16 protein-coding genes and 1 pseudogene are annotated in these 21,843 nt (G+C 62.6%); 1 reads left to right on the top strand and 16 read right to left on the bottom strand.

What is annotated here, in order from left to right; translation table 11 throughout:
• Nucleotides 1–53 precede the first annotated feature (53 nt).
• From NKJ72_RS08950 to NKJ72_RS08910, 9 genes and pseudogenes are all read right to left on the bottom strand, one after another.
• Nucleotides 54–713, bottom strand: a complete 660-nt coding sequence (locus NKJ72_RS08950; protein ID WP_023674176.1) for a GntR family transcriptional regulator — start codon at nt 711–713, stop codon at nt 54–56.
• Between the two features lie 39 nt (nt 714–752).
• The gene (locus NKJ72_RS08945; protein WP_352476696.1) at nt 753–1,637 is read right to left on the bottom strand and encodes a dihydrodipicolinate synthase family protein; all 885 of its coding nucleotides are present in this window, start codon (nt 1,635–1,637) and stop codon (nt 753–755) included.
• A 193-nt stretch (nt 1,638–1,830) separates the two neighbouring features.
• Nucleotides 1,831–3,626 (bottom strand): annotated as a pseudogene (locus NKJ72_RS08940) (ABC transporter ATP-binding protein).
• Nucleotides 3,623–4,567, bottom strand: a complete 945-nt coding sequence (locus tag NKJ72_RS08935) for an acetamidase/formamidase family protein (RefSeq protein ID WP_352476695.1) — start codon at nt 4,565–4,567, stop codon at nt 3,623–3,625. Before NKJ72_RS08935 ends, NKJ72_RS08940 begins: the two are co-directional and overlap by 4 nt.
• Nucleotides 4,557–6,200 carry an ABC transporter substrate-binding protein gene (locus NKJ72_RS08930; protein WP_352476694.1) on the bottom strand — a complete coding sequence of 548 codons (1,644 nt, stop codon included), beginning with the start codon at nt 6,198–6,200 and terminating at the stop codon, nt 4,557–4,559. Before NKJ72_RS08930 ends, NKJ72_RS08935 begins: the two co-directional genes overlap by 11 nt.
• 29 nt (nt 6,201–6,229) lie before the next feature.
• Entirely contained in the window at nt 6,230–7,150 is a 921-nt protein-coding gene (locus NKJ72_RS08925) for an ABC transporter permease (protein WP_352476693.1), read from the bottom strand.
• Complete coding sequence (locus NKJ72_RS08920) at nt 7,147–8,013, bottom strand: ABC transporter permease (protein ID WP_352476783.1); 867 nt, start codon at nt 8,011–8,013, stop codon at nt 7,147–7,149. Before NKJ72_RS08920 ends, NKJ72_RS08925 begins: the two co-directional genes overlap by 4 nt.
• Nucleotides 8,014–8,032: 19 nt before the next feature.
• Nucleotides 8,033–8,635 (bottom strand): ANTAR domain-containing response regulator, encoded by a 603-nt coding sequence (locus NKJ72_RS08915; protein WP_352476692.1) that lies wholly within the window; start codon nt 8,633–8,635, stop codon nt 8,033–8,035.
• The gene (locus NKJ72_RS08910; RefSeq protein ID WP_352476691.1) at nt 8,632–9,759 is read right to left on the bottom strand and encodes a transporter substrate-binding protein; all 1,128 of its coding nucleotides are present in this window, start codon (nt 9,757–9,759) and stop codon (nt 8,632–8,634) included. The genes NKJ72_RS08915 and NKJ72_RS08910 overlap by 4 nt, the downstream gene beginning before the upstream one ends.
• A 518-nt stretch (nt 9,760–10,277) precedes the next feature.
• Between NKJ72_RS08910 and NKJ72_RS08905 the strand changes: the two genes are divergently transcribed.
• Nucleotides 10,278–11,393, top strand: coding sequence for a hypothetical protein (locus NKJ72_RS08905; RefSeq protein WP_352476782.1), 1,116 nt, complete (start codon nt 10,278–10,280; stop codon nt 11,391–11,393).
• 47 nt (nt 11,394–11,440) lie between these two features.
• On the opposite strand, the gene nadE is transcribed toward NKJ72_RS08905, so the two are convergent.
• From nadE to NKJ72_RS08870, 7 genes are all read right to left on the bottom strand, one after another.
• A complete protein-coding gene (gene nadE / locus NKJ72_RS08900; RefSeq protein WP_352476690.1) occupies nt 11,441–12,448 on the bottom strand; it encodes an NAD(+) synthase in 1,008 nt (335 codons plus the stop codon).
• Nucleotides 12,445–13,992 (bottom strand): class I adenylate-forming enzyme family protein, encoded by a 1,548-nt coding sequence (locus tag NKJ72_RS08895; protein ID WP_352476689.1) that lies wholly within the window; start codon nt 13,990–13,992, stop codon nt 12,445–12,447. The genes nadE and NKJ72_RS08895 overlap by 4 nt, the downstream gene beginning before the upstream one ends.
• Before the next feature lie 22 nt (nt 13,993–14,014).
• Nucleotides 14,015–14,278: an acyl carrier protein gene (locus NKJ72_RS08890; RefSeq protein WP_352476781.1), complete on the bottom strand. Its 264-nt coding sequence runs from the start codon at nt 14,276–14,278 to the stop codon at nt 14,015–14,017.
• A 19-nt stretch (nt 14,279–14,297) separates the two neighbouring features.
• Entirely contained in the window at nt 14,298–16,235 is a 1,938-nt protein-coding gene (asnB, locus tag NKJ72_RS08885) for an asparagine synthase (glutamine-hydrolyzing) (RefSeq protein WP_352476688.1), read from the bottom strand.
• 184 nt (nt 16,236–16,419) lie between these two features.
• A complete protein-coding gene (locus tag NKJ72_RS08880; RefSeq protein WP_352476687.1) occupies nt 16,420–17,391 on the bottom strand; it encodes an NAD-dependent epimerase/dehydratase family protein in 972 nt (323 codons plus the stop codon).
• Nucleotides 17,392–17,500: 109 nt separating this feature from the next.
• On the bottom strand, nt 17,501–20,959 hold the full coding sequence (gene smc, locus NKJ72_RS08875) for a chromosome segregation protein SMC (RefSeq protein ID WP_352476686.1): 3,459 nt from the start codon (nt 20,957–20,959) through the stop codon (nt 17,501–17,503).
• 117 nt (nt 20,960–21,076) lie between these two features.
• The gene (locus tag NKJ72_RS08870; RefSeq protein WP_254818473.1) at nt 21,077–21,805 is read right to left on the bottom strand and encodes a DsbA family protein; all 729 of its coding nucleotides are present in this window, start codon (nt 21,803–21,805) and stop codon (nt 21,077–21,079) included.
• Nucleotides 21,806–21,843: the final 38 nt, after the last annotated feature.

Raw genomic sequence — 21,843 nt, 5'->3', positions numbered from 1 at the left:
CCGGTTGCTGTCGTTGTGGATGCGCCGCGAACCCGCGGCGCGGCTATATTTCCTCAGATCTGGAGCGCCAGCCGGCGCGCATTGTCGATATGCAGACTGATCGCTTCAACCGCCTTTTGCGGATTGCGGCTCTCCATAGCTTCGATGACCGCCAAATGTTCGCGCATCACCGGCACCACACGTCCGTCGATGCGGAAACGCTCCTGGTGGATCAGCCGGATTTTCACCGAGTTGACCAGGTAGGCCTTGGCGATAATCTCGTTGCCGAGCGCATTGATGAAGGTGTCGTGCATGGCCCAGTCGATGTTCTGGGCCTTGGCCTCCATTTCCGGCGTCGGCGCCTGTCCCAGAGCTTGAGCCAACATCTCCTCATGTTCGCGCCGCATGCGGGCAAGTTCGGCATCAGAAGCGCTGGTCGTGAATAGCGCCACTGCCTCGCGTTCCATGAACAACCGAAACTGAAACGCCTCGCGGATCAGATTGATGTCGATATGCGCGATCTGCATGCCGCGCTGCGGGATGGTGGTCAGCAGTCCCTCAGCCTCGAGACGCGGAACGATCTCGCGAATGGCACCCAGCGGCAGTCCGGTGAAAGCGACCAGTTCGCGCTGTGACACGAATTGCCCCGGCCGCAGATCACGGGCCAGCAAATGCCGCGTGAAGCTGGCATAGGCTTTCTCCCGGAGAGTGATCGGTTCGCTGCCGTCTTCCACTTCAGCTCGCTTCCTTGTCGGTCAGCCCGGCCTTGTCGGTTAGGCCGCCTCTGTCGCAAACAGCCTGTCGTATGCAGCAGCAAGCTGCCGCTGTCCTTGCGGGCCGATCGCCTCCAGGGGCGGGCGAACCGCCAGCCAGCGCTCGTCGCCGATCTTGCGCGCGACCATGACCTTCACCGCCGGCGTGACCGGGTATTTGAGCAATTCGAGCACGAAGTCCTCGACGCGTGAGTCGTCGCGGCCCTCTTCGACCATTGCGCGGATTTCGCCGGTAACAAAATTAGCCATGCCGGAAATCGCACCCTGTCCGCCGCGGCGCACGCTTCTCGCCAGATGCCGTTCGTCGCCGATGAGGATCACCAGATCGCCGTGCGCTTCAAGCAGCGCCTCACTGTAGCTCCAGTCCCCACCGGAATCCTTCACCCCGGCCACCGCGGCGGGAAAAGCGGTGCGCAGCCGGCCGATCAGCCCAAGCGGGAGCGGCACCATGGTGACTGAGGGGATGTTATAGAGGAGCACGTCGCGCGCCAGCGGACCGAGTGCGGCGAAGACGGCGGAAAACCATCCGAACAGCCCGTCCTCGCCGACATTCTTGAAGTAGCTCGGCGGAGCCAGCAGAATGTTGCGAACGCCGCGCTGCAAAGCGTGCCGGGCCTGATCGGCGGCATCTTCGGCTGCATCGACCAGCACGCCGGTAACGAGCTGATGTGCCGGAATACCGGCCGCCAGCATGGCCTCGATCACGATCCGCCGCTCGTCGGTGCCGACCGAGGCACCTTCGCCGGTGGTGCCGAACAGCGTCACACTGCTGCAGCCGGCGCCAAGGCAGGCTCGGGCATGCGCGATCATCGGCGCGAGCGCTATCTGCCCCGACGGGTCGAAGGGTGTGGTTAGGGCAACCGAAAGACCAAAGCGGAAAGCCAATACGAACTCCGTTGAAATCAATGTGCAGGTAGCGTTAGCACACTAACATGTCAGATGTAAACTGGCGATCGGCATCGCCGACTGGCGCTGCCGCGGCAGCGCCATCGCCGATCATTTCCCGCGTCTGAGCATCACATAGGCTGCTGTCCCCGAGCCTCTGCGGGATTGGCTGGACGAGGCAGCCTAAGTTCGATCAAGTAGCGACGAGGTGGCCGTCGCCAACATCTTCGAGCTTGAGTTTCCGGGGCTCCTCACCGATGCGCCGCACAGCGCTTGGAATTTCGCTGTCCAAACGGGCGAACCGGGCGCGGCGCCGGCCCGGATCGGGAACCGGAACGGCTTCGATCAGCCGCTTTGTGTAAGGATGGCACGGGTTGGAGAAGATCTGGTCGCGGGTGCCCATCTCGACAATCTGCCCCAGATACATTACCGCCACGCGATCCGAGATGTTTTCTACCACCGCCATGTCGTGCGAGATGAAGAGATATGCGACGCCGAATTCGCGCTGCAGTTCCTTCAGCAATCTTAACACGCGCGCTTGCACCGACACGTCGAGAGCAGAGACGCTCTCGTCGGCAATGATCAGCTTCGGTCGCAGCGCCAGCGCCCTTGCAATACAGATTCGCTGGCGCTGCCCGCCGGAGAATTCGTGGGGATAGCGCTCCATCTGGTCAGCGGAGAGGCCGACGCGTTCGAACAGGGCGGCGATCTGGGCACGCCGTTGCTCTCTGTCACCAAGGCCGTGGATCAGCAGAGGCTCGGCGACGAGATCGCCTACTCGCATGCGCGGGTCGAGCGACGCGAAGGGATCCTGAAAGATCATCTGCACATTGCGGCGCACAGCCTTGCGCTCCTTGCGGCTGAGCGCCGACAGGTCGTGGCCGCCGATTGAAATGCTGCCGGTGTAGGGCACCAGCCCGGCGATCGCCTTGGCCGTCGTCGACTTGCCACAGCCCGATTCGCCGACCAGCGACAGGGTTTCGTGCGGCGCGATCGAGAAACTGACGCCTTCGACCGCGTGCACCCTGCGGTCGACGCGGCCGAAGAAGCCGCCGTGCAGGTCGAAGCGGACGTGAAGATCGCTGACAGACACAAGCTCGGCCGGCATGTTGGCGGCGTCTTGTCGGTCTTCGGCGGTCCGTCCGCCGCCGATGCGCGGCACCGCGGCCAGAAGCTCGCGCGTATAGTCGGCCTGCGGGCGATTGAAGATGTCAGCCGCCCTGCCCTGCTCGACCATCCGGCCATCGCGCATGATGATGACGCGGTCCGCCATCTCGGCGACGACGCCCATGTCGTGCGTGATCAGGATAACGCTAGTGCCGTGCTCGCGCTGCAGGTCACGCAGCAACTCCAGCACCTCGCCCTGAACCGTGACGTCGAGAGCAGTCGTCGGCTCATCGGCGATCAGCACATCCGGGTTCAGGGCCAGAGCCATGGCAATCATCACGCGCTGGCGCATGCCGCCTGAGAGTTCGTGCGGATAGTGCTCGAGCCGCCGTTCGGCATCCGGAATTCGGACTGCCTTCAGCGCCTCGAGCGCCCTCAGCCGCGAGTCGGAGCGTGACAGCGAGGTGTGTGCCTCGATCGCCTCCGTGAGCTGACGGCCGATGGACAGAACCGGATGAGCGATGTCATCGGTTCCTGAAAGATCATTGCAATACGGTTGCCGCGGATGCGGCGCATGCCGCTCTCGCTGAGAGCCGCGAGATCCTGATCGCCGAGCCGGATGGAGCCTGATCTGATGCGTGCCGCCGGCTGCGGCAGCAAGCCCATGATGGCCAGCGCCGTCATCGACTTGCCGGAACCGGACTCGCCGGCAATGCAAAGCGTTTCGCCGCGCATCAGGCCGAATGTCAGGTCGGAAACGACGTCGCGCTCGCCCTCCTCGCCACGCACGGCGACGCTCAGACCTGAGACGCTGAGTACCGGCCTAATGGAGCCACTCTCCGCGGCGGCCTGCCCGGATCGTTTGATGTCCTCCACGTTCATTCAAAGACGCAGCGGGGGAAGTAGAACGAAACCACCCAGTTGGGCATGTCGACGATCTCGCTGATGCGCAGGTCACCGCAAACCGAGACGAGCATATAGGCGTCTACCGGATCCATGCCGTAGCGGCCGGAGAGCAGGTCGATCATCTGGGAGACGGCGCTCCTGGCGCCGTCCATCAGATCCGGCCCGATACCGGTTGTCACCTCATAGCCCTTGGCGTCGAGATGCCGCGACACCGGACCGGGCGTTGTGAAACGCGGCGTCCGCAGCCGGGCATCCTTGACCAGATCGAGCGTCAGCACGGCATTCATGGGGCTCTCGATTGCCGTGCCGCAGACCTCGCCGTCGCCTTGCGCGGCGTGCGTGTCGCCGACCGAGAACAACGCTCCCGCGACCTCTACTGGCAGGTAGAGCACCGTGCCGGCAGCGAGATCGCGTATGTCCAGATTGCCGCCCACGCGCCGCGGCGGGACCACCGAATGCAGACCCGGCTCAGCCGGGGCATTGCCGATGGTGCCGGCGAAGGGCTTGAGCGGCACCCGGCCGCTCCTGCCGAACAGCGCCGGTTCGAGCGAGGCGGCGTCGTACTTCCAGATATTCAGTGCCGGTTGAGTGAAGTCATCCGCCAACAGACCGAATCCCGGGATATTTGCCGTCCACCCGAAGCCGGACGGCTTGAACGCCTCGATAGTGATTTTCAGGGCGTCGCCCGGCTCCGCCCCGTCGACATAGATCGGCCCAGTGACCGGGTTCACCTTGGCAAAATCGAGCACAGCAACGTCGTCGACGGTGCTCTCCATCGTCAGCTGCCCGCCGGACGAGTCCAGGCATTGGAACTCGATCGTCGACCCTGGCGCCACTCGTTCGGCCGGGACAAAGGAATTGTCCCAGCCGAAATGATGGTGGCGCCCGTGGATGGTGTAGTCGCAGTTATTGCACATCGGTCACATACACATTGTCGTAGTTGATCGGGATGTGGACCGGGTCGACATAGAGGTTGTCGGCGCCACCCATGCGGGCTGATTTCATGGTGAAACGCTGCTCGTTGAACACCGGTGCCCAGGGCGCGTCTTCCATAATCTTGCCGTAGATCTCGCTCCACATCTTGGCGCGTTCGCCAGCCTTGGCCGGGTCGACGATGGAGTCGGCTTCGGCTGCCTTGGCGTCAAGCTCCTTGTTGCAATACCACGACCAGTTCCAGCCGCCCGGGACGGCACCAGCGCAGCCGAGGATCGGGCCGTAGAAGTTCGACGGATCGGGGAAGTCGGCGATCCAGGCCATGCCGCCGGACCAGATCATCGGCGCACCGGCCTTGTCGCCGCCGGCGGCGATGACGTTGGCCTGCGCGAGCGACTGGATACTGGCCTTGATGCCGACCGCCGCCAGATCCTGCTGAATGGCCTGCGCGATGCGCGGGTTGGGATCGGTGTTCATGGCAAACAACTGCGTGTCAAATCCGTCGGGATGCCCGGCCTCGGTGAGCAAAGCCTTGGCCTTGCTCACGTCATAGGGACAGCCCTTGAATTCCTTGTCGTAGCCAGGCATCGACGGCGGCAACGGCTGATTGGCCGGCACCGCACGGTTGTTGATCAGCTGGACGATGCGGTCCTTGTTGATCGCCATGTTGACCGCCTGCCGCACCTTCACATTGTCGAAGGGCGCCATGGTGGTATTCATGGTGATATAGCCGGTGTGCAACTGGCCGCCCTCGACGACACGGGCCTTCTGCTCGGGATCGGCCATCACCTCCTGGAATTTCGCCGGGGGAATGCCGTCGCCGGGAACGTCGATCTCGCCTTTCTGCAGCCGCAGCAGCGCCACGATCGGCTCCTGGCCGATCTCAAAGGTGATCGTGTCGAGATGCGGCAGACCTTTGTGCCAGTAATCCGGGTTGCGCTCGAAGACCACGCGCTGGCCGAGCATCCATTCGGCGAGCCTGAAGGCGCCGGTTCCGACCGGATGCTTGCCGAAGTCCGCGCCGTATTTCTCGACCTCTTCCTTCGGCACGACGTGCGAGAAGTTGATCGCCATGACATGCAGGAAGGTGGCGTCGGGCCGGGTCAGCTCGAACTTGATCGTGTAGGGATCGACGACGGTGATGCCGGCCAGGCTTTCCGCCTTGCCGGCAGCGACATCGTCATAGCCTTTGATCGAGCCGAAGAAGCCGGCACCCGGGCTCTGTGTCTTTGGATTGGTGACCCGGTCGAGCGAATATTTCACGTCGTCGGCGGTCATCTCGCGGCCGTTGTGGAATTTCACTCCATGGCGCAGCTTGAAGGTGAATGTCTTGCCATCAGGCGCAATCTCGTAGCTCTCGGCAAGGTCAGGCCGCAGGTTGGTGGTGCCCGGCTCGTAGTCCATCAGCCCGTCGAACAGGCTCTTGATCATCGACCAATTCTGCCAGTCATAGCCGACGGCCGGATCGAGCGTGGCGACGTCGTCCTTGTAGGTGATGGTGATCGCGCCGCCCTGCTTGGCATTCGGATCGACGACGTCTTCGGCGCTTACGCTCGTCATGCCAAGCACCAGCGCAAGCGCCGATGCTGCCACGGTGGATATCAGATATTTTCTCATGTCATGTTCCCTTCTCTGATTTTTGGTTTTCATCTGAGCTTGATGCGCGGATCGATGAACGGTGCGACAGTGTCGGCCAGGAGATTGCCGAGCACGATGGCAAAGGCCGAAACCAGGGTGACCCCCATGATGATCGGAATGTCGATGCGCTGAATGGCCTGCCAGGCTAGCTGGCCGATGCCTGGCCAGCCGAACACGCTTTCGACAACCACGATGCCGCCCATGAAGATGCCGATATCGATGCCGATCATGGCGATGACCGGCAGGATGGCGTTGGGGAGCGCGTGCCGGAAGATAATGGCGCTGCGTGCAAGACCCTTGGCACGCGCGGTACGCACGTAATCCTGGCGCAGCACGTCGATCATCGACGAGCGCATCATGCGGGCGTACCACCCGGCGCCAAGAATTCCCATGGTCAGCGACGGCAGCACCAGATGACGCCAGGTGCCGTAACCGCCGATCGGGAACCAGCCGAGCCGCACCGCGAATACATAAAGCAGCAGCAGGCCGACGACGAATTGCGGCGCCGAGACGCCGACGAAGGAGGCGACCATCAGCGACTGGTCGGTGGCGGTGCCACGCTTGATGGCGGCGATGAGGCCCATTGTCAGCCCGATCACGACTTCGCAAGCAATGGCACCAACCATCAGCAGCAGGCTTGCCGGCAGCCGCGAGACGATAAGCTCCGTGACCTCCGAACGCTGAATGTAGGAGCGCCCCAGATCACCGCTGAGAAGGCTGGTCAGGTAGTGCCAGTACTGGACGACAAAGGGCTGGTCGAGACCAAGCTGCCGGCGGATGCTCTCAACCGTCTCGGGCGTTGCGCTGCGGCCGGCGATCTGGCGGACAGGATCGGCGGGCAGCAGATAGAGCAGCGCAAAGGTGATCAGGGAGACGCCGAGCAAGATGAGCACCGACTGGACAACGCGGCGGCCGAGATAGGCGATCATGCCCGTCCCCTTTGCGTCGGATCGAGGATGTCGCGCAGCGCATCGCCGACCAGGTTAAAGGCTAGCGCCAGCGCCAGGATCGCCGCACCCGGAAAGAAAACCAGCCAGGGCGCTGCCTGAAAATAGGTTTGATTTTCGAAGATGATGTTGCCCCAGGAAGCAGTCGGCGGTTGCACGCCGATGCCGAGATAGCTGAGCGTCGCTTCCAGAAGCACCGTCGTCGAGATGCCGAGCGTGCCCCAGACGATGATCGTCGGCAAAAGGTGGGGCAGGATATGGCGAAACAGGATACGTGGAGCGCTTGCGCCGATGGTGCGCTCGGCATCGATGAACTCGCGCTCGGAGAGCGAACTTGTCTCGGTGTAGATGACGCGGGCGGTCTGCACCCAGTTCACCAATGCGATCACCATGGCGACGATCCACAGGCTCGGCTGGAGCACCGCCGCCAGGCAGATGGCGAGCAGCAGCGCCGGGAAAGCCATCATCAAATCGGTGAAGCGCATAAGCGCGCTGCCGATCCAGCCGCGGAAATAGCCGGCGGTGATGCCGACCAGCGTGCCGATCAGAAGCGCCACGCCATTGGCGACGATGCCGATGATCAGCGACGTGCGCGCGCCGAATAGGAGACGGGTCAGCAGGTCGCGGCCAAGCAGGTCGGTGCCTAGCCAGAACTGGGCTCCCGGCGGCAGTGGCGCGCCTTCAAGCGTGAGCCCGTCGAACATCTGCTCGTTCGGATCGTAGCCTGTCAGCCACGGTGCAAGAATGGCGCCGGCCAAGACAAGGGCAATAATCCCGAGGCCGAGCAAAGCGAGAGGCCGTTTTAGCAGACGTCGCCAGAGGCCGGCGCGAGGCTTGGCTGGCATACGCCCGGCGGCTGAAAGCTCAGGCGCGATCGGATTGGTCATCGTCGCCTTCTTCTTGTGTCATCGCCACGATCCTGCGCGCGGCTTCCTCAACGCTGATTTGCCAGCTCATCGCCAGCGAGCGGAGCTGCGCATAGGCACGGCCGTCTTCGGCGCCCTTCGACAAGGCCTCCACCGCGCGTACGATGGTCTGGCGCTCCGCGACCCGCTGACGAAGCGAGGCGATCTCGCCGGCCAGAAGCTTGCGCGCCTCGAAACTCTGCCTTGCGATTAAAAGCGCGCTGTAGACGCCGGCATTGCCGACCGGTTTCAGCAATTGGGCATCGGCCTTGTGCGACAGTGCCCATTCGACACGCCCCGGCGCCTCGGAGCCGATCAGCGCTATCAGCGGCATCGGGGCCTCGCCCGGCTTCCACGGAAATTGCTCGTCAAAGCCGAGGTCGACGTCGAAGAAGACGAAGTCCGCCGCCAAGGCTTCGGCCGGCAGTTCCGGCCAGAAGCCAATCGCCTCAAGGCCGATGGCCGACAATTGCCTTGTGATCGCCTGCACGGTCGGATGTGGACGATGCAGGACAAAAGCCCTGGCGCCTCCAAGGTTCGGGATACGCGCCATCTTGCTCACGACACCACCCGCAGGCGTGGCCGCCCGAACGTCTCCGTCCGGTCATATCGGGAAAGGTAGGGATCGGGTGCCACGCCCTTCGTCAGCGTGACCGTTTTGAACGATGTTCCATCGATACGTCCGATCTGCACCGGCAACGTAGCATGCTGGGTTTGCGGGTTGATGGCGATGTCGCCCAGCGGTGTTCGAAATGATGTTCCGGCAAAGACCTTGGGAAGGTCCATCCATTGTGCACCGGGGTTGCGGGTGAGTATCTCTGCGAGCGTGCGCACCGAGGCATAAGCCGCCGCCTCGAAGGATGAGGCAGGCATAACGGAAGACACTGAAGCCGCTCCGCGATCCGCGCCCGAGATGTCGTGAAAATAGGGCCCAACGGAAAGATGGCCATTGCCTGCCCCGTTGAGCGCCGGCAATTCGCATTCCGTGAGATTGCAGGACAGGATCGGGCAACGCTCCGGCCTGAAATGCGGGTCGCGCCGGCCAAGCTCGGCATAGGCGGCGATAAAGGCATAGGACGAAGGGCCGATGAGATTGTTCAGAATGAAATCAGGTCTCGTCGCCTGTACCTCCGCGATCAGCCGCGCAACGTCGACCTCGCCGAGCGGCAGATAGCGTTCGCCCAGCACCTTGCCGCCGGCGTCCGCAATCAGGTCGCGCGCCACACGGTTGGTCTCCCAACCCCAGATGTAGTTGGAACCGAGCAGGAAGCCGTCGGCGCCGAAACGAGGCACGACATAGGCAAGCAGCGGTACGAGATGCTGATTGGGGCAGGCGTGCGTATAGACGACGTGCTCGTTGGCTTCGAAGCCTTCGTACGGGCAGGCGTACCACAGCGTGCCGCCTGCCCTTTCCAGGATTGGAATGACCTCCTTGCGGCTCCACGAGGTGACGCAGCCAATGATGTGACGCGCGCCACTGTTGGCGAGAATGTCGGCGCAGCCGCTTGCATACCGATCGATGTTGCCCTGCGGGTCGCGCTCGACCGGGACGAATTCGAAGGGGACAGCGGGATCGGCATTGACGTCGGCGATGGCGTTCACCGCGCCCGCGCGGCAGGATTCGGACACCAGCCGGTAGTTGCCGGACCGCGAATAGAGAATGCCGATCTCGATATGCCGTTTCAAGCAAAGCCTCAAAATGACAATGCCCCGCAGCCACCGCCGCAAGGCGAGGCATACGAGGCATTCTTGCCGCCCGGCGGCCAGAGCCGGTATTTGTCCTCACCGTATTCCGCCCGCGCCCGCAGTCAAGAGCCGCCGCACGAAACTTTGGCTAGCCGAAACGGTTCGACGTGGAGCACGCAACTCACGCCGGTCGTATGGAGTCCGCCAGGAACCAAAATTGCTGATCCCCAAGTATGAGGCCCGGACGACCAGGTTCGCTACCATTCATAGCAACGACTTTAATATCGGTTTACCTGAATCTGCTAGCAGCAATGACGCCGGTTTTTCGTCGGTCAAGCAAAGGGTTCCACCTTGCCGCACCAATTCAGCACTCCGTTCGGTCACCGGGGCGATCGCAACTGGCCGAGGTTGCACGGCTTCATGGGCGTCGAGTTGGAACGCGCGTCCGATGTTTTCGTGCCTCGTGTCGCCTTGGCCCGGAAGCTCGGTGGGCGGAACTTTGGTGGCGGGAGCCGGGCTTGAGCGTCATTCGCGCCTTGCAAGGCGCCGATCTCCCGGCAGTCGCGAACATGTTTCAACGCGTGCTGTTGAAGGAAAGGACCGAAGCGCCGGCCTCTCTCGTGGAATACATGAAACGGTTTTATCTGGATGCGCCCGGTTGCGGAGACAACCTCCGATCGCTTGTCCACGTCAACGACGCCGGTCGTGTCTCCGGGTTTGTCGGCGTTCATGTGTTGCCGATGACGTTCAACGGCCGTCAAGTACGCGCCGCCATCTGTAGTTCGCTCATGGTCGAGGACCATGAGCACGACCCGCTGGCCGGCGCCCGCTTGCTGAAAGCTTACCTGGATGGTCCGCAGGACATCTCCTTCAGCGAGACGGCCAACGATATCTCCGTGAAATTGTGGACCCGGCTGCGCGGCGTGGTCCTGCCGCAATACAGCCTCGACTGGGTGCGTGTGATGCGGCCAGCGACCTTCATGCTCAGCCTTTCCGCCAATCGCATGGAGCTTGCCCGAGTGCTCAATCCGTTGGCGCGCGCCGTCGACCGATTCTATTGCAGGAGGATGACGTCCAGCGAACGACGCTGGTCGGGAGTGGCGGCGGACGGGGCAGGTCACGGGGGATTTCGGATGTCCGAAATCGACAGCCACACATTTGCCAAGCTAATCGGGCCGTTTATCGCGCGTTTCGCGCTACGCCCGGAATGGACGGAAGACCAACTCGACCACATCCTGACCGATGCCGCACAAAAGCCGGATCTGGGCGAGCTTGTCTATGTTTGCGTGACGTCGCCAGTCGGCACCAAGGTCGGCGCTTTCGCCTATTACGCACGGAAGTATGAAATTGGCCGCGTGCTGCAGATCCTCGCCCTGCCCGGCCAGGCGGGCTCCGTGATAGACTGCCTGATCGATCATGCCGCCGCGCGCGGCGTCAGCGGCCTGCGCGGACGTGTTCAACCTGCACTTCTAGAGGCGATGCTTGGACGACGCATCGCTTTCCTGACCGTTGCTTCAACGGTGGTGCATTCACGTGATCCAGAGCTGTTGGACGCGATGAAGAACTCGCAAGTTTTCCTGAACGGGCTTGCGGGCGAGCAATGGAGCCGGCTGATCGGGAGCCGTTTCAGCTAGAGCGGGATGCATGCAAATCGAACCGTGCACACCGCTCTACCTGTTTGTCAGGTGCCGATTTCCTCGACGACATCAACGAGTTGCGGACGCTGGTGCAGATAACGCGTCGCCCTGCGTTTGGCGATGATATCGGCCCAGACGCGTTCCACTTGTGTGGCGGCCAACCCCGCCGCCTGGCCCACTACCTCAGCCGCCACGCCGTTGTTGAGACCGTAAAGGCAAAGATCCATACGATCATAAGGTAACGAGAAGTAGAACTCCTCCTGGGTCTGCGCCAGCGAGTAGGTATCGGTGGTCGGAGGCCGGTTGAGGATTTCCTCCGGAACACCGAGATGGGCCGCGAGCGCATAGACCTGCGTTTTATAGAGATGGGCGATCGGCTTGACGTCCGCGGCGCCGTCACCGTTCTTCACGAAGAAACCCTGATCGTATTCCAGCCGGTTCGGCGTTCCAAGAACGGCGAAGTTCAAGCGATCGGCATGATAGTATTCAATCTGCTTGCGGGTGCGTTGTTTCATATTGGTAGCGGCGACAACGCCGAGATAGACAGGTAGCGGCATTCTCAGTTTCGTCTGCTTGCCTTCCGGATCCTGCACCACCAGGGATGAGATGTTGTACCCCCCGCCCTCGAGCGCGTTCGCAATGACGATCTTCGAGGCCCAGCCTTCGCCGTATTCCGGGACCACTTCGCGGATGAAGGCGTCGCGACGCTTGTAGCAGCCCATTGCGCGAAGGATCGGCCCGATATCCTCCGTCACAGCCTCGACACCGAAAGTTTCGGCGACGAGGCGGCCGAGCCGCAGGCTTTCAGGATCGGAATCGCTTTCCGGCATAAACAGGCAAAGCACATTCTTGGGCCCGACGGCTCGTGCCGCCAACGCGACCGACACGCTCGAATCGATCCCGCCCGAAAGACCGAGCACAAGGCCCCGCTTGCGAAGCCCGCGCAACTGCTGGCGCAAGGCCGTTACGATACGGTCCGTTTCGGCGATCAGGTCGATTGCCAGAGCCTGCGCCAGAAAGGTCCGCGCATCCTCGGTCGGGCGAACATTCATTGCGCGGCCTCCATGGTTTCTGCCGCAAGCCGACGGCTGACCTTGCCGGTATCGGTCTTCGGCAGTTCCCGGCGGAACTCGATGACCTTGGGGACCATGAAGTCCTCAAGGTGGCGTGCACAGTGACGGATGATATCCTTTTCGCTAAGCGCCGGGTCGGACCGTACGATAACTGCGCCGATCGCATGCCCGAGCACGGGATCCGGCACACCGACAACCACCGCTTCCGCGATGCCCGGATGAGCGTGAAGCACGGCTTCCACTTCCTTGGGCGCCACCTTCTCCCCCCGCGACTTTATGATGTCGTCCTTGCGGCCGACGAAATAAAGAAAGCCCTCCTCATCGGCCCTGAACAGATCGCCGGTGTAGAGAACCTTCTCCCAAGGGTTTGGACCCGGGCGCAGGGCTCGTGCCGTCGCAGCTTCGTTTCGCCAATAACCCTGCATGACGTGCGGCCCGCGAATGATCAGCTCGCCTGCTACGCCCGGCGGCACCCGTTGCCCGTGGTCGTCGACGACAAAGGCTTCGGTGTTCGGAATTGCTATTCCGACCGAGCCCGGCCGGCGGTCCAGCTCCTCGGGCGGCAGATAGGTGCAGCGCTTGCATTCCGTCAGGCCATACATCGAATAGAGCCTGACACCGGGGAAAAGGAACCGAAGGCGTTCTATGTGAGAGGGCGGCAAGGCAGCCGCCGTGTTGGAAATATAGCGAAGGCTGGGCAGGAAGCCCGGCGCCAGATCACGCATCTGCAGGATCATCGCTGCCATCGTGGGCACGAGCGGAAGCCCGGTCACTCGTTCCCGGCGGATGCGTTCAAAGACCGCCTGGGGAAAAGCGAAGGACTTCTCGAGCACGAGCGTGGCGCCGAGCCTGACGGCCATCAGCAGCTGATAGAGGCCGTAGTCGAAGGCGAGCGGCAGAACATTCAAGATGATGTCGTCGGGCGAGTTGCGCAGATAGGTGGTGATGGAGTCGGCCGCCGCGTCGCAATTGCGGTGCGTCATCATCACACCCTTGGGCCGGCCGGTCGAGCCCGAGGTGTAGATCAACATCGCAAGATCGACGTCAATGCCGCGATGGTCAATCTCTCCGGCTTGAAACGTCAAGCAATCCGTCAGGGATGTGGCTCCTGCCGGGCATTGGTTATCGGCAGCAACGGTGGAAGCCACGAAGATACCGGTCTTGCCGGAGTATCCGGACGCCTCGGCGACCACGGGCATCAGTCTTGCTTGCGTGAGGATCGCGGCGGCATCGCAATCGGTGATGATGTAGGCCAGCTTTTCTGCCTTGGTGGATGCGTTGATCGGACTGAAAGTCGCGCCCGCTTTAAGAACCGCGAAAATCGAAACCGCAGCCTCCCAGCAATTGTCCATGAAGATCAGGACCCGGTCGTCGCGCCTGACGCCATTCATGAAAAGGGCGTTGGCCAGGCGGCTCGAGAGATCGTCCAGCTCTTCGTAGCACAGCCTTTTGTGCTCGGTGATCAATGCCGTTTTGGCTGGATGGGCAGCGGCTTTCGCCGTCAGGAAATGTTCGATTCGCACGGACGCTCCTCGCCGATGGCGCCTACGCTGCCAGCGCTTCTGCTTTTGCCTTGATGAAGGCTGAGATGCGGTCAATCGAATCCAGATTGGCCGGTACGATGTCGGCATCGACCATCGCTATGCCGAAATCATCCTCTATAAATGCCACGAGCTCCAACACGGCCGTCGAATCGATGATGCCGTTTTCGATCAGTGATGCGGAGTCCGCAAGCTCGTAGGATGTGTCGCCGAACAAGAAGTTTTCGACGATAAAGGTTTTGACCTTGTCCTTGATTGCTACCATGATTTTCCATTACCTCGATTTCTCAGGCCGCTCGTGCTGCACCGACCTTTTCGCCGGTGAAAATCTTCTGCCACAGCTGCGTCGACAAAATGCCGACGAAAGCCGCATTGTCGCGGAATCCGGACGCGGGCTGCAAGCGGCATTTGTCGTGCAGGTTCGCCACCGCCTTGGCGTTGAATAGTCCTCCGGCGGCGATGCTCGCCTCGCTCAGCGAGTCGCGTACGTAGTCCAGTTCTCCGGGTCCAACGAAGGAGCGGGCTTCCGGCGCCCGGTAAGGCTGTTTGGTGCGCTCGCTGATGGCCGTCGGAAGCAGGTGCTTGGCAACTTTGCGCAGTATGTGTTTTTCCACCAGTCCCTTGAGCTTCATCTCCGGCCGAAGTCTTGCCGCAAACTCCACCAAGCGAGGGTCAAGGAAGGGGAAACGCCCTTCGATACCGTGCGCCATGGCCATGCGATCGCCCTGGCTGGAGAGGATGTAGCCGGGCAGGAGAAAGCGGGTTTCGAGATATTGCGCTTGATGCAGCGGATGCCACCGGGAAAACGCCTCAGGCAACCGGCCGGCCAGTTCCTCGGCTGCGTCGTAGCCCTTCAATGTCGCACGCAGGTCACCGGAGAAAAACATCTTGGCCGCTGATGTGGTCTTGAAACGCGGCCGATGCGAGAACAGCGGATCGTCCAGGGCTGCGCTGCCGGTGCCGAAGAACGCGGCCAGGTACTCTACGGACTGCTGCTGCAGACCTGGCAGATAGGGATAAAGCTTCCGGAACAGCTGTGGTCTTATGCGCGATGCCGGCTGTCGTCCGCAGAAACGGCGAACCCGCGCTTCCTTGAAGACATCATAGCCGGCAAAGACTTCGTCGGCGCCTTCGCCTGTCAGCACCACTTTCAAACCCGCCTGGCGAACAAGGCCGGACAGTTGATAGAGGGGGGCCGGGGCGGTGCGGATGATCGGCCGCTCGGTAAAGCGGATGACTTCGGGAAACACGCCGGCGATATCACCGGCACGACAGGCTATGGTTCGATGGCGCGTGCCAAGTGCTGACGCCATTTCGGTCTGGAAGGCGCTTTCGTCATGCTCGGCGCTGTCGAACGTTACGGAAAATGTCTGCAGCTTAAGAGGAGTCATACCGGCCGCGAGTGCCGAAACGAGGGATGAATCGAGCCCGCCCGAAAGGTAAGAACCGACCGGCACGTCGGCGCGCATGCGAAGCCTCACCGCGTCGGTCAAAAGGGCCTGCAGTTCTTCGGCAGCGTTGTCCTCATTGGTGATCTTCGATGGCGAATCTCGATGAGGATAGTCCAGATGCCAGTATGGTTTGACCGTCACTTGCCCCTGTGTCGCGATCATTACGCTTGCCGGCTCCAGCTCGTGGATATCGCGGAAAGCCGTGCGTGGAGCGATCGGCGCCCACAGCGTAAAGATCTGGTCGATTGCAATCGGATCGATTTCGGCCGAGATGCCGGGTACCTTCAGCAGGGCTTTTATCTCGGACGCAAAGTAGAGCACCCCGTCCTTGCTGGTGTAGAACAGCGGCCTAACACCCATGCGGTCTCTTGCAAGCACCATCCGCCGCCGCCGGTTGTCCCAAATCGCGAAGGCGAAATCACCGTTCAGGAGCGGCAGGCAGTCTTCGCCCATCTCCTCATACAGCTGCAGGAGAACCTCGGTGTCGCTCGACGTGCGGAAGCGTCGGCCTTTGGCCAACAGCCCTTCGCGCAATTCCACGTAATTGAAAATCTCACCGTTGAACGCAATCGTCAAATTGCCGGTTTCGTCGGACATCGGCTGCTGGCCATCACCAATTCCGATCACCGACAGCCGCGCATGCCCAAGTCCAGCCTCGGGCGCTACGAATTTGCCTTGTTCATCCGGTCCGCGATGGGCGATCGCGGACGTCATGCGCGCAAGCAAAGCTTCCGCATCCCGGACTGAACCGAAATAGCCCCCGAATCCGCACATCCACACAGCTCATATTGAACAGCAAGCCACGAAACATAGCGGTCATAAGCGCCTCAAAGGTTAATCGGATACCTTTCAGCGAGCATGTGGTTAACAGGATGTTAGGACAAAATGATGCTTTTGCGGACCGACTTGTGCCCACTCCAGGTGTCCCGCTTGAAGGCGTCACGGCGAGTGGTGCAAATCACTGCTTCGAGTACGGCCGGTACCAGTCGACAAACTTCTTCAGCCCGTCCTCTATCGAAACGCTAGGCCTGAAGCCGAAATCCCGCTCCAGCGCGGTCATGTCGGCGTAAGTCTTCTCGACGTCGCTCGCCTGCATCGGCTCGTTGTGGCGGATTGCCTTGACCTCGAGCAGCCTTTCCAGAATGTCGATGAAATCGCCCAGGCGCACCGGCCGGTTGTTGCCGACATTGTAGAGCCTGTTCGGCGGAACGTCAGCTGCAGGCGGCTTGTCGAGCACGGCGACGACCGCCTTGACGACGTCGTCTATGTAGGTGAAATCGCGCCACATTTCGCCATTGTTGAAAACCCGGATCGGCTTGCCCTCGAGCATCGCCCGGGTGAACATCCAATAGGCCATGTCGGGGCGGCCCCAGGGACCATAGACCGTGAAAAACCGCAGGCCGGTCTGCGGTATGCCGAACAGATGGGCGTAGGTGTGGCTCATCAACTCATCGGTTTTCTTGGTGGCGGCGTAGAGCGAAACGGGCTTGTCGACCTGATCGGCTTCGCTGAACGGCACGCTGCGGTTGCCGCCATACACCGAGCTCGACGAGGCATAGACCAGATGCTCGAATGCCGGTTCGGCGCGACAGAATTCGAGCACTTCGAGGTGACCCATGACATTGGAGCGGACATAGAGCCGCGGATTGTCGAGTGAGTGACGCACACCCGCCTGCGCGGCGAGATGCACGATCCTGACGATGCCTTGCCCGGCCAGAGCAGCCGCAAGCGCGCCCTGTTCGGCAATATCGAGCTGGTGGAACGAAAAATCCTTGCGGGGCAGAAGGCGGGCAAGCCGCCCCTTTTTGAGCGCCAGGTCGTAATAGTCGTTCATGTTGTCGACGCCGACGACCGCTTGTCCCCGGTCGAGCAGATAGTGGCAAACGTGACTGCCAATGAACCCCGCGGCTCCGGTGACAAGTATAGGCAACAAGCTTCTCCACGCGCATAGCCGGGCCGGTATCTGGAGCGGCAGATCCGGCCCATTTCGTCGTGCTATAGTCGAAAGCCGAGGTGGAGACCACCATTAAGCTGATGCGTCAGCTTGCCTCGCGCATGGCTTCGGCCGCCTGCAGGTCAACCGATACCAGTTGGCTGACGCCTTGCTCGGCCATGGTTACCCCGAACAGCCGGTCCATGCGCGCCATCGTGATCGGGTTGTGTGTGATGATGACGAAGCGCGTTTCGGTGGTTGCGGCCATTTCGTCCATCAGATTGCAGAAGCGTTCGACATTGTGGTCGTCGAGCGGCGCGTCGACTTCGTCGAGCACGCAGATCGGCGCCGGGTTGGTCAGGAACACGGCGAAGATCAGCGACATGGCCGTCAACGCCTGCTCGCCGCCGGACAGCAGCGTCATCGTCTGCGGCTTCTTGCCGGGCGGTCGCGCCAGGATCTCGAGCCCGGCTTCGAGCGGATCGTCGGACTCGATCAGTTGCAGCTCGGCGGTGCCGCCGCCGAACAGATGCGAAAACAGCCGTTGAAAATGCCCGTTGACCACCTCGAAGGCAGCGAGCAGCCGCTCGCGGCCTTCACGGTTCAGGCTGTGGATCGCCTGCCGCAGCTTCCGGATCGCCTCGATGATGTCGTCGCGTTCGGAGACGATGGTCTCCAGCCGGTCCGACAGTTCCTTCTGCTCTTCCTCGGCGCGCAAATTGACGGCGCCCAACCGTTCGCGCTCGACCTTCAGCCGGTCGAGCTGACGCTCGATCTCGGCCATTTCGGGCATCGGGCTGTCGGGTTCGAGGCCGGTGTGGCGGATCACCAGATGCGGCGGCGTGTTCAGCGTTTCCTGGATGCGCGCTTCGACTTCCAGCCGACGCTCGTCGGCGGCGGTCAGCCGCTCTTCGGCGCGAACACGCGTTTCGCGCGCTTCGGCGAGCGATTGGATGGCAGCGGTCGCAGCCTTGTCCAGCTCGGACTGCCGGTTCTCCGCTTCCTGCAAGCGGTCGCCGGCAGCCTTGCGCAGGCTTTCGGCCTCGGCGAGCTGCGACAGCAAGGCGCGCCGCTTGGCGTCGATCTCGTCGGGGGCGTCGGCCAGCCGCTCGCGCTCGGCCTCGGCCTCGGCCTTGCGTTCGCCGAGCGCTGCGATCTGCGTCGACGCGTTTTCGGCGCGCTCCACCCAGTTGCGCCGTTCCGCGCCGATGGCGTCGAGCCGGCGCGCACGTGCCTCGGCTTCCCGCTTCAGGCCCTCGTGAACGGCGCGCGCATCAGCAAGGGCGGCGCGGTCGCGGGCGACGTTGGCGGCCGACTGGTCGAGTTGCGACTGCAGATCGCCGAGATCGGGCGCGTCCTGCAGCAGCATTTCCGCCTCGACGAATGCTGTCGCCGTTTCCTCATGGCTGTCGACAATGCGGGCGCGCGCCTCGTCAAGTGCTGCACGCCGGCTCGACAGTTCGCCGCCGGCCTTTTCGGCCTCGGCCAGCGCATTGCGAGCAGCGTCCAGCCCGTGCTGGGCGTCGCGCCCGGCCTGTCGAGCGGAGCGTTCGGCTTCGCTCGCCTGGGCAAGCGCCTGTTCGGCCCGGGCAAGAGCCTGTTCGGCGTCGCGCAGGATGCGGGTGGCATCAACGGCTTCGGCGTCGAGTTCGGCCAGCCGGTTTTTCTGCGCCAGCCGCTGCGCGGCAGCGGTCGGCGCATCGGCGCTGGCGGTAAAGCCGTCCCAGCGCCACAGCGCGCCTTCGCGGCTGACCAATCGCTGCCCGGGAGCAAGCAGCGTCTGCAGCCTTCTTCCGTCGGCGGCTTCAACAATGCCGATCTGGGCCAGCCGGCGGGCCAGCTGCGCCGGCGCGCGCACCACGCTGGCGAGGCTCTTTATGCCTTCGGGCAACGCGGCGTCGCCGGGCTGGATTTCGCTCTGGCCCCAATGCACCGGCGCGCTGCGGTCGAGCGGCACGTCGAGATCTTCGCCAAGTGCGGCACCCAGCGCCGTCTCGTAGCCGCGCTCGACGCTGATCTGCTCCAGCACCGAGGGAAACAAGTCGCCGCTCGCAGCATTGAGGATCTTGGCAAGCGTGCGGGCCTCGGTTTCGATCCGCGCCAGCTCGGCCTTTGCGTCCTGAACCGGTGGGCGGGCAGCACCTTCGCCCGCGCGCGCCTCGGCGACCGCCCGTTCGGCTGCGATCGCTGCTGCCTCGGCCCCTTCGAGCAGTGCCAGCGCCTGTTCGACCAGCAGCCGCTTCTCGGCGGGATCGGGCAGGCCGGCGACCCTGGAGACGATCTCCGACAATTCGCGGTCGACATCGGCAAGCTGGCGGGCAAAGCGGTCGCGGCGCTCAGCGGTGTCGCGCAGCGTCCGTTCGATCTGGTTGCGGGAGGCGGCAGCCTCCGCCCGTTCGGCGGTCAGCGCGGCGAGCCTGGCCTCGCTAGAGGCAAGCGTCGATGCCGCCTGCTCGAAAGCCCCGCGGGTGCTGGCCTCACGCTCGGCGGCGCCGGCGTTTTCGGCGTTGAGCGCGGCTTCTTCGGCAGCGAGACGTTCGAGAATATCCGCATTGTCGCGGACCATGCGCTCCTCGCGGGCAAGGTCGCCATCAAGCTGTTGCAGTCGGCGGTCGAGCTCTGCCTGGCGGGCGCGGATGCGGCCTGCCTCTTCCTCGATCTGCGCCTTGGCGATCGACAGACGCTGGAAGGCTGCGGCGGCAGCGGCTTCGGCATCGCGCAGGTCCGGCAGCCGGTGGGCGTTGATGCCTTGTTCCCTGGCGGCAGCCATCTGGGCGGCGGCACGGTCGCCGACCAGCGCGGTGGCAATCGCCAGCGCCGAACGCGCTTCGCCTTCCTGCCTCTTGGCCAGCGTCCAGCGAAGATGCAGCAGCGTCGCTTCGGCCTTGCGGATGTCGGCCGACAGGTTCTTGAAGCGCGAGGCTTGGCGGGCCTGGCGTTTCAGGCTTTCGATCTGGCTTTCCAGTTCGCCGACGACGTCGTCCAGCCTTTCGAGGTTCTGTTCCGCTGCCTTCAGCCGCAGCTCGGCTTCGTGGCGCCGTGTGTGCAGGCCGGAAATTCCGGCTGCCTCTTCCAGCAGCGCGCGGCGCGCCTGCGGCTTTGCCTGGATCAGCTCGCCGATGCGGCCCTGCCCGACCATCGACGGCGAACGCGCGCCGGTCGACTGGTCGGCGAACAGCAGCTGCACGTCCTTGGCGCGGGCCTCCTTGCCATTGATGCGGTAGAGCGAACCCGCCTCGCGTTCGATGCGGCGCGAAACCTGCAACTCGTCTGCATCATTGAAGGCCGAGGGCGCGCTACGGTCGCTGTTGTCGAGAAAAAGCGTGACTTCAGCGGTGTTGCGGGCCGGTCGTGTTCCGGAACCGGAAAAGATGACGTCGTCCATGCCGGACGCACGCATGTTCTTGTAGGAGCTTTCGCCCATAACCCAGCGCAGCGCCTCGACCAGGTTCGACTTGCCGCAGCCATTCGGCCCGACGATGCCGGTCAGGCCGCGTTCGATGACGAACTCGCTGGGTTCTACGAAGGATTTGAAGCCGAGCAGGCGAAGGCGCGAGAACTTCATTCGCGCCGGCCCATAGCCAAGTTTCGCAACACTGTTCCGGGGTTTTGCAAGGAGAACCCGCGGCAAAACAAAGAAGTGCGCACGCCGAAGCGACGCCGCTTCGGCGCTGCCGAAACGTCAGAGCAGAGGGTCGATGATGGCCGACATTTCCGCAATCGACATCGCCCCTTTGTAGGTCTTTCCGTTGATGAAAAAGGTCGGTGTGGAATCGACCTTGAATTCGTCGGCGCCGCGCTTCTGGACGGATCTCACATCGTCCAGAAGTTTCTGGTCCGTCAAGCAGGCCTCGAAGGACTCCTGTGTAAAACCGGCAAGCTTGGCGATTTGCAGCAGTGCGTCCTTGGTATTGTTCACACCAACCCAGTTGGCCTGCTGCCTGAACAGAACGTCGACCATCGGGAAATAGTTGTCCTTGGAGCAGCGCGCCAGCATGAAACCGGCCTCGGCGCTGGGATCGAACGGAAACTCGCGCAGGATGTAACGGGCTTTGCCGGTGTCGATATATTTCGTCTTCAGCTCCGGAAAAGTGGTCTCGGCGAAATGCGCGCAATGCGGGCAGGTCATCGATGCATATTCGACGATAGTGACCTTTGCATCGTCCTTGCCGAGCTGCATGTCGGGCAGCGCGCCGGGCTTCAACAAGGCTGCCATATCCACCGTGCCCTGAGCTTCAGGCGCTTTGGCGGCGGCCGGAGCGGCCGGCTTCGCAGGTTCCGCCGGAGCCGCAGGTTTCACATCCTGCGCCTCGGCTTTCTCGCCCGAGTCGCTGCAGGCGGCAAGCAGGGCCGCCGCTGGTATTGCGGCCAGCGAAGTCAAAAGGTGTCTGCGGGACAAGGAACGAAGCATACGAATCACCTGGCAATAGTTGGATTTTGCAATGCAAA

Source organism: Mesorhizobium sp. M0045, from assembly GCF_040323385.1.
GTDB lineage: Bacteria > Pseudomonadota > Alphaproteobacteria > Rhizobiales > Rhizobiaceae > Mesorhizobium.
This window is presented reverse-complemented; position numbering and strand designations above follow the sequence as displayed.

Excerpts from the sequence above, each read along its gene's own strand:
- NKJ72_RS08935 (WP_352476695.1), bottom strand. The coding sequence starts at position 4,567 with ATGTGCAATAACTGCGACTACACCATCCACGGGCGCCACCATCATTTC.
- NKJ72_RS08930 (WP_352476694.1), bottom strand. The coding sequence starts at position 6,200 with ATGAGAAAATATCTGATATCCACCGTGGCAGCATCGGCGCTTGCGCTG.
- NKJ72_RS08925 (WP_352476693.1), bottom strand. The coding sequence starts at position 7,150 with ATGATCGCCTATCTCGGCCGCCGCGTTGTCCAGTCGGTGCTCATCTTG.
- NKJ72_RS08920 (WP_352476783.1), bottom strand. The coding sequence starts at position 8,013 with ATGCCAGCCAAGCCTCGCGCCGGCCTCTGGCGACGTCTGCTAAAACGG.
- nadE (WP_352476690.1), bottom strand. The coding sequence starts at position 12,448 with ATGAATGTTCGCCCGACCGAGGATGCGCGGACCTTTCTGGCGCAGGCT.
- asnB (WP_352476688.1), bottom strand. The coding sequence starts at position 16,235 with ATGTGCGGATTCGGGGGCTATTTCGGTTCAGTCCGGGATGCGGAAGCT.
- smc (WP_352476686.1), bottom strand. The coding sequence starts at position 20,959 with ATGAAGTTCTCGCGCCTTCGCCTGCTCGGCTTCAAATCCTTCGTAGAA.
- NKJ72_RS08870 (WP_254818473.1), bottom strand. The coding sequence starts at position 21,805 with ATGCTTCGTTCCTTGTCCCGCAGACACCTTTTGACTTCGCTGGCCGCA.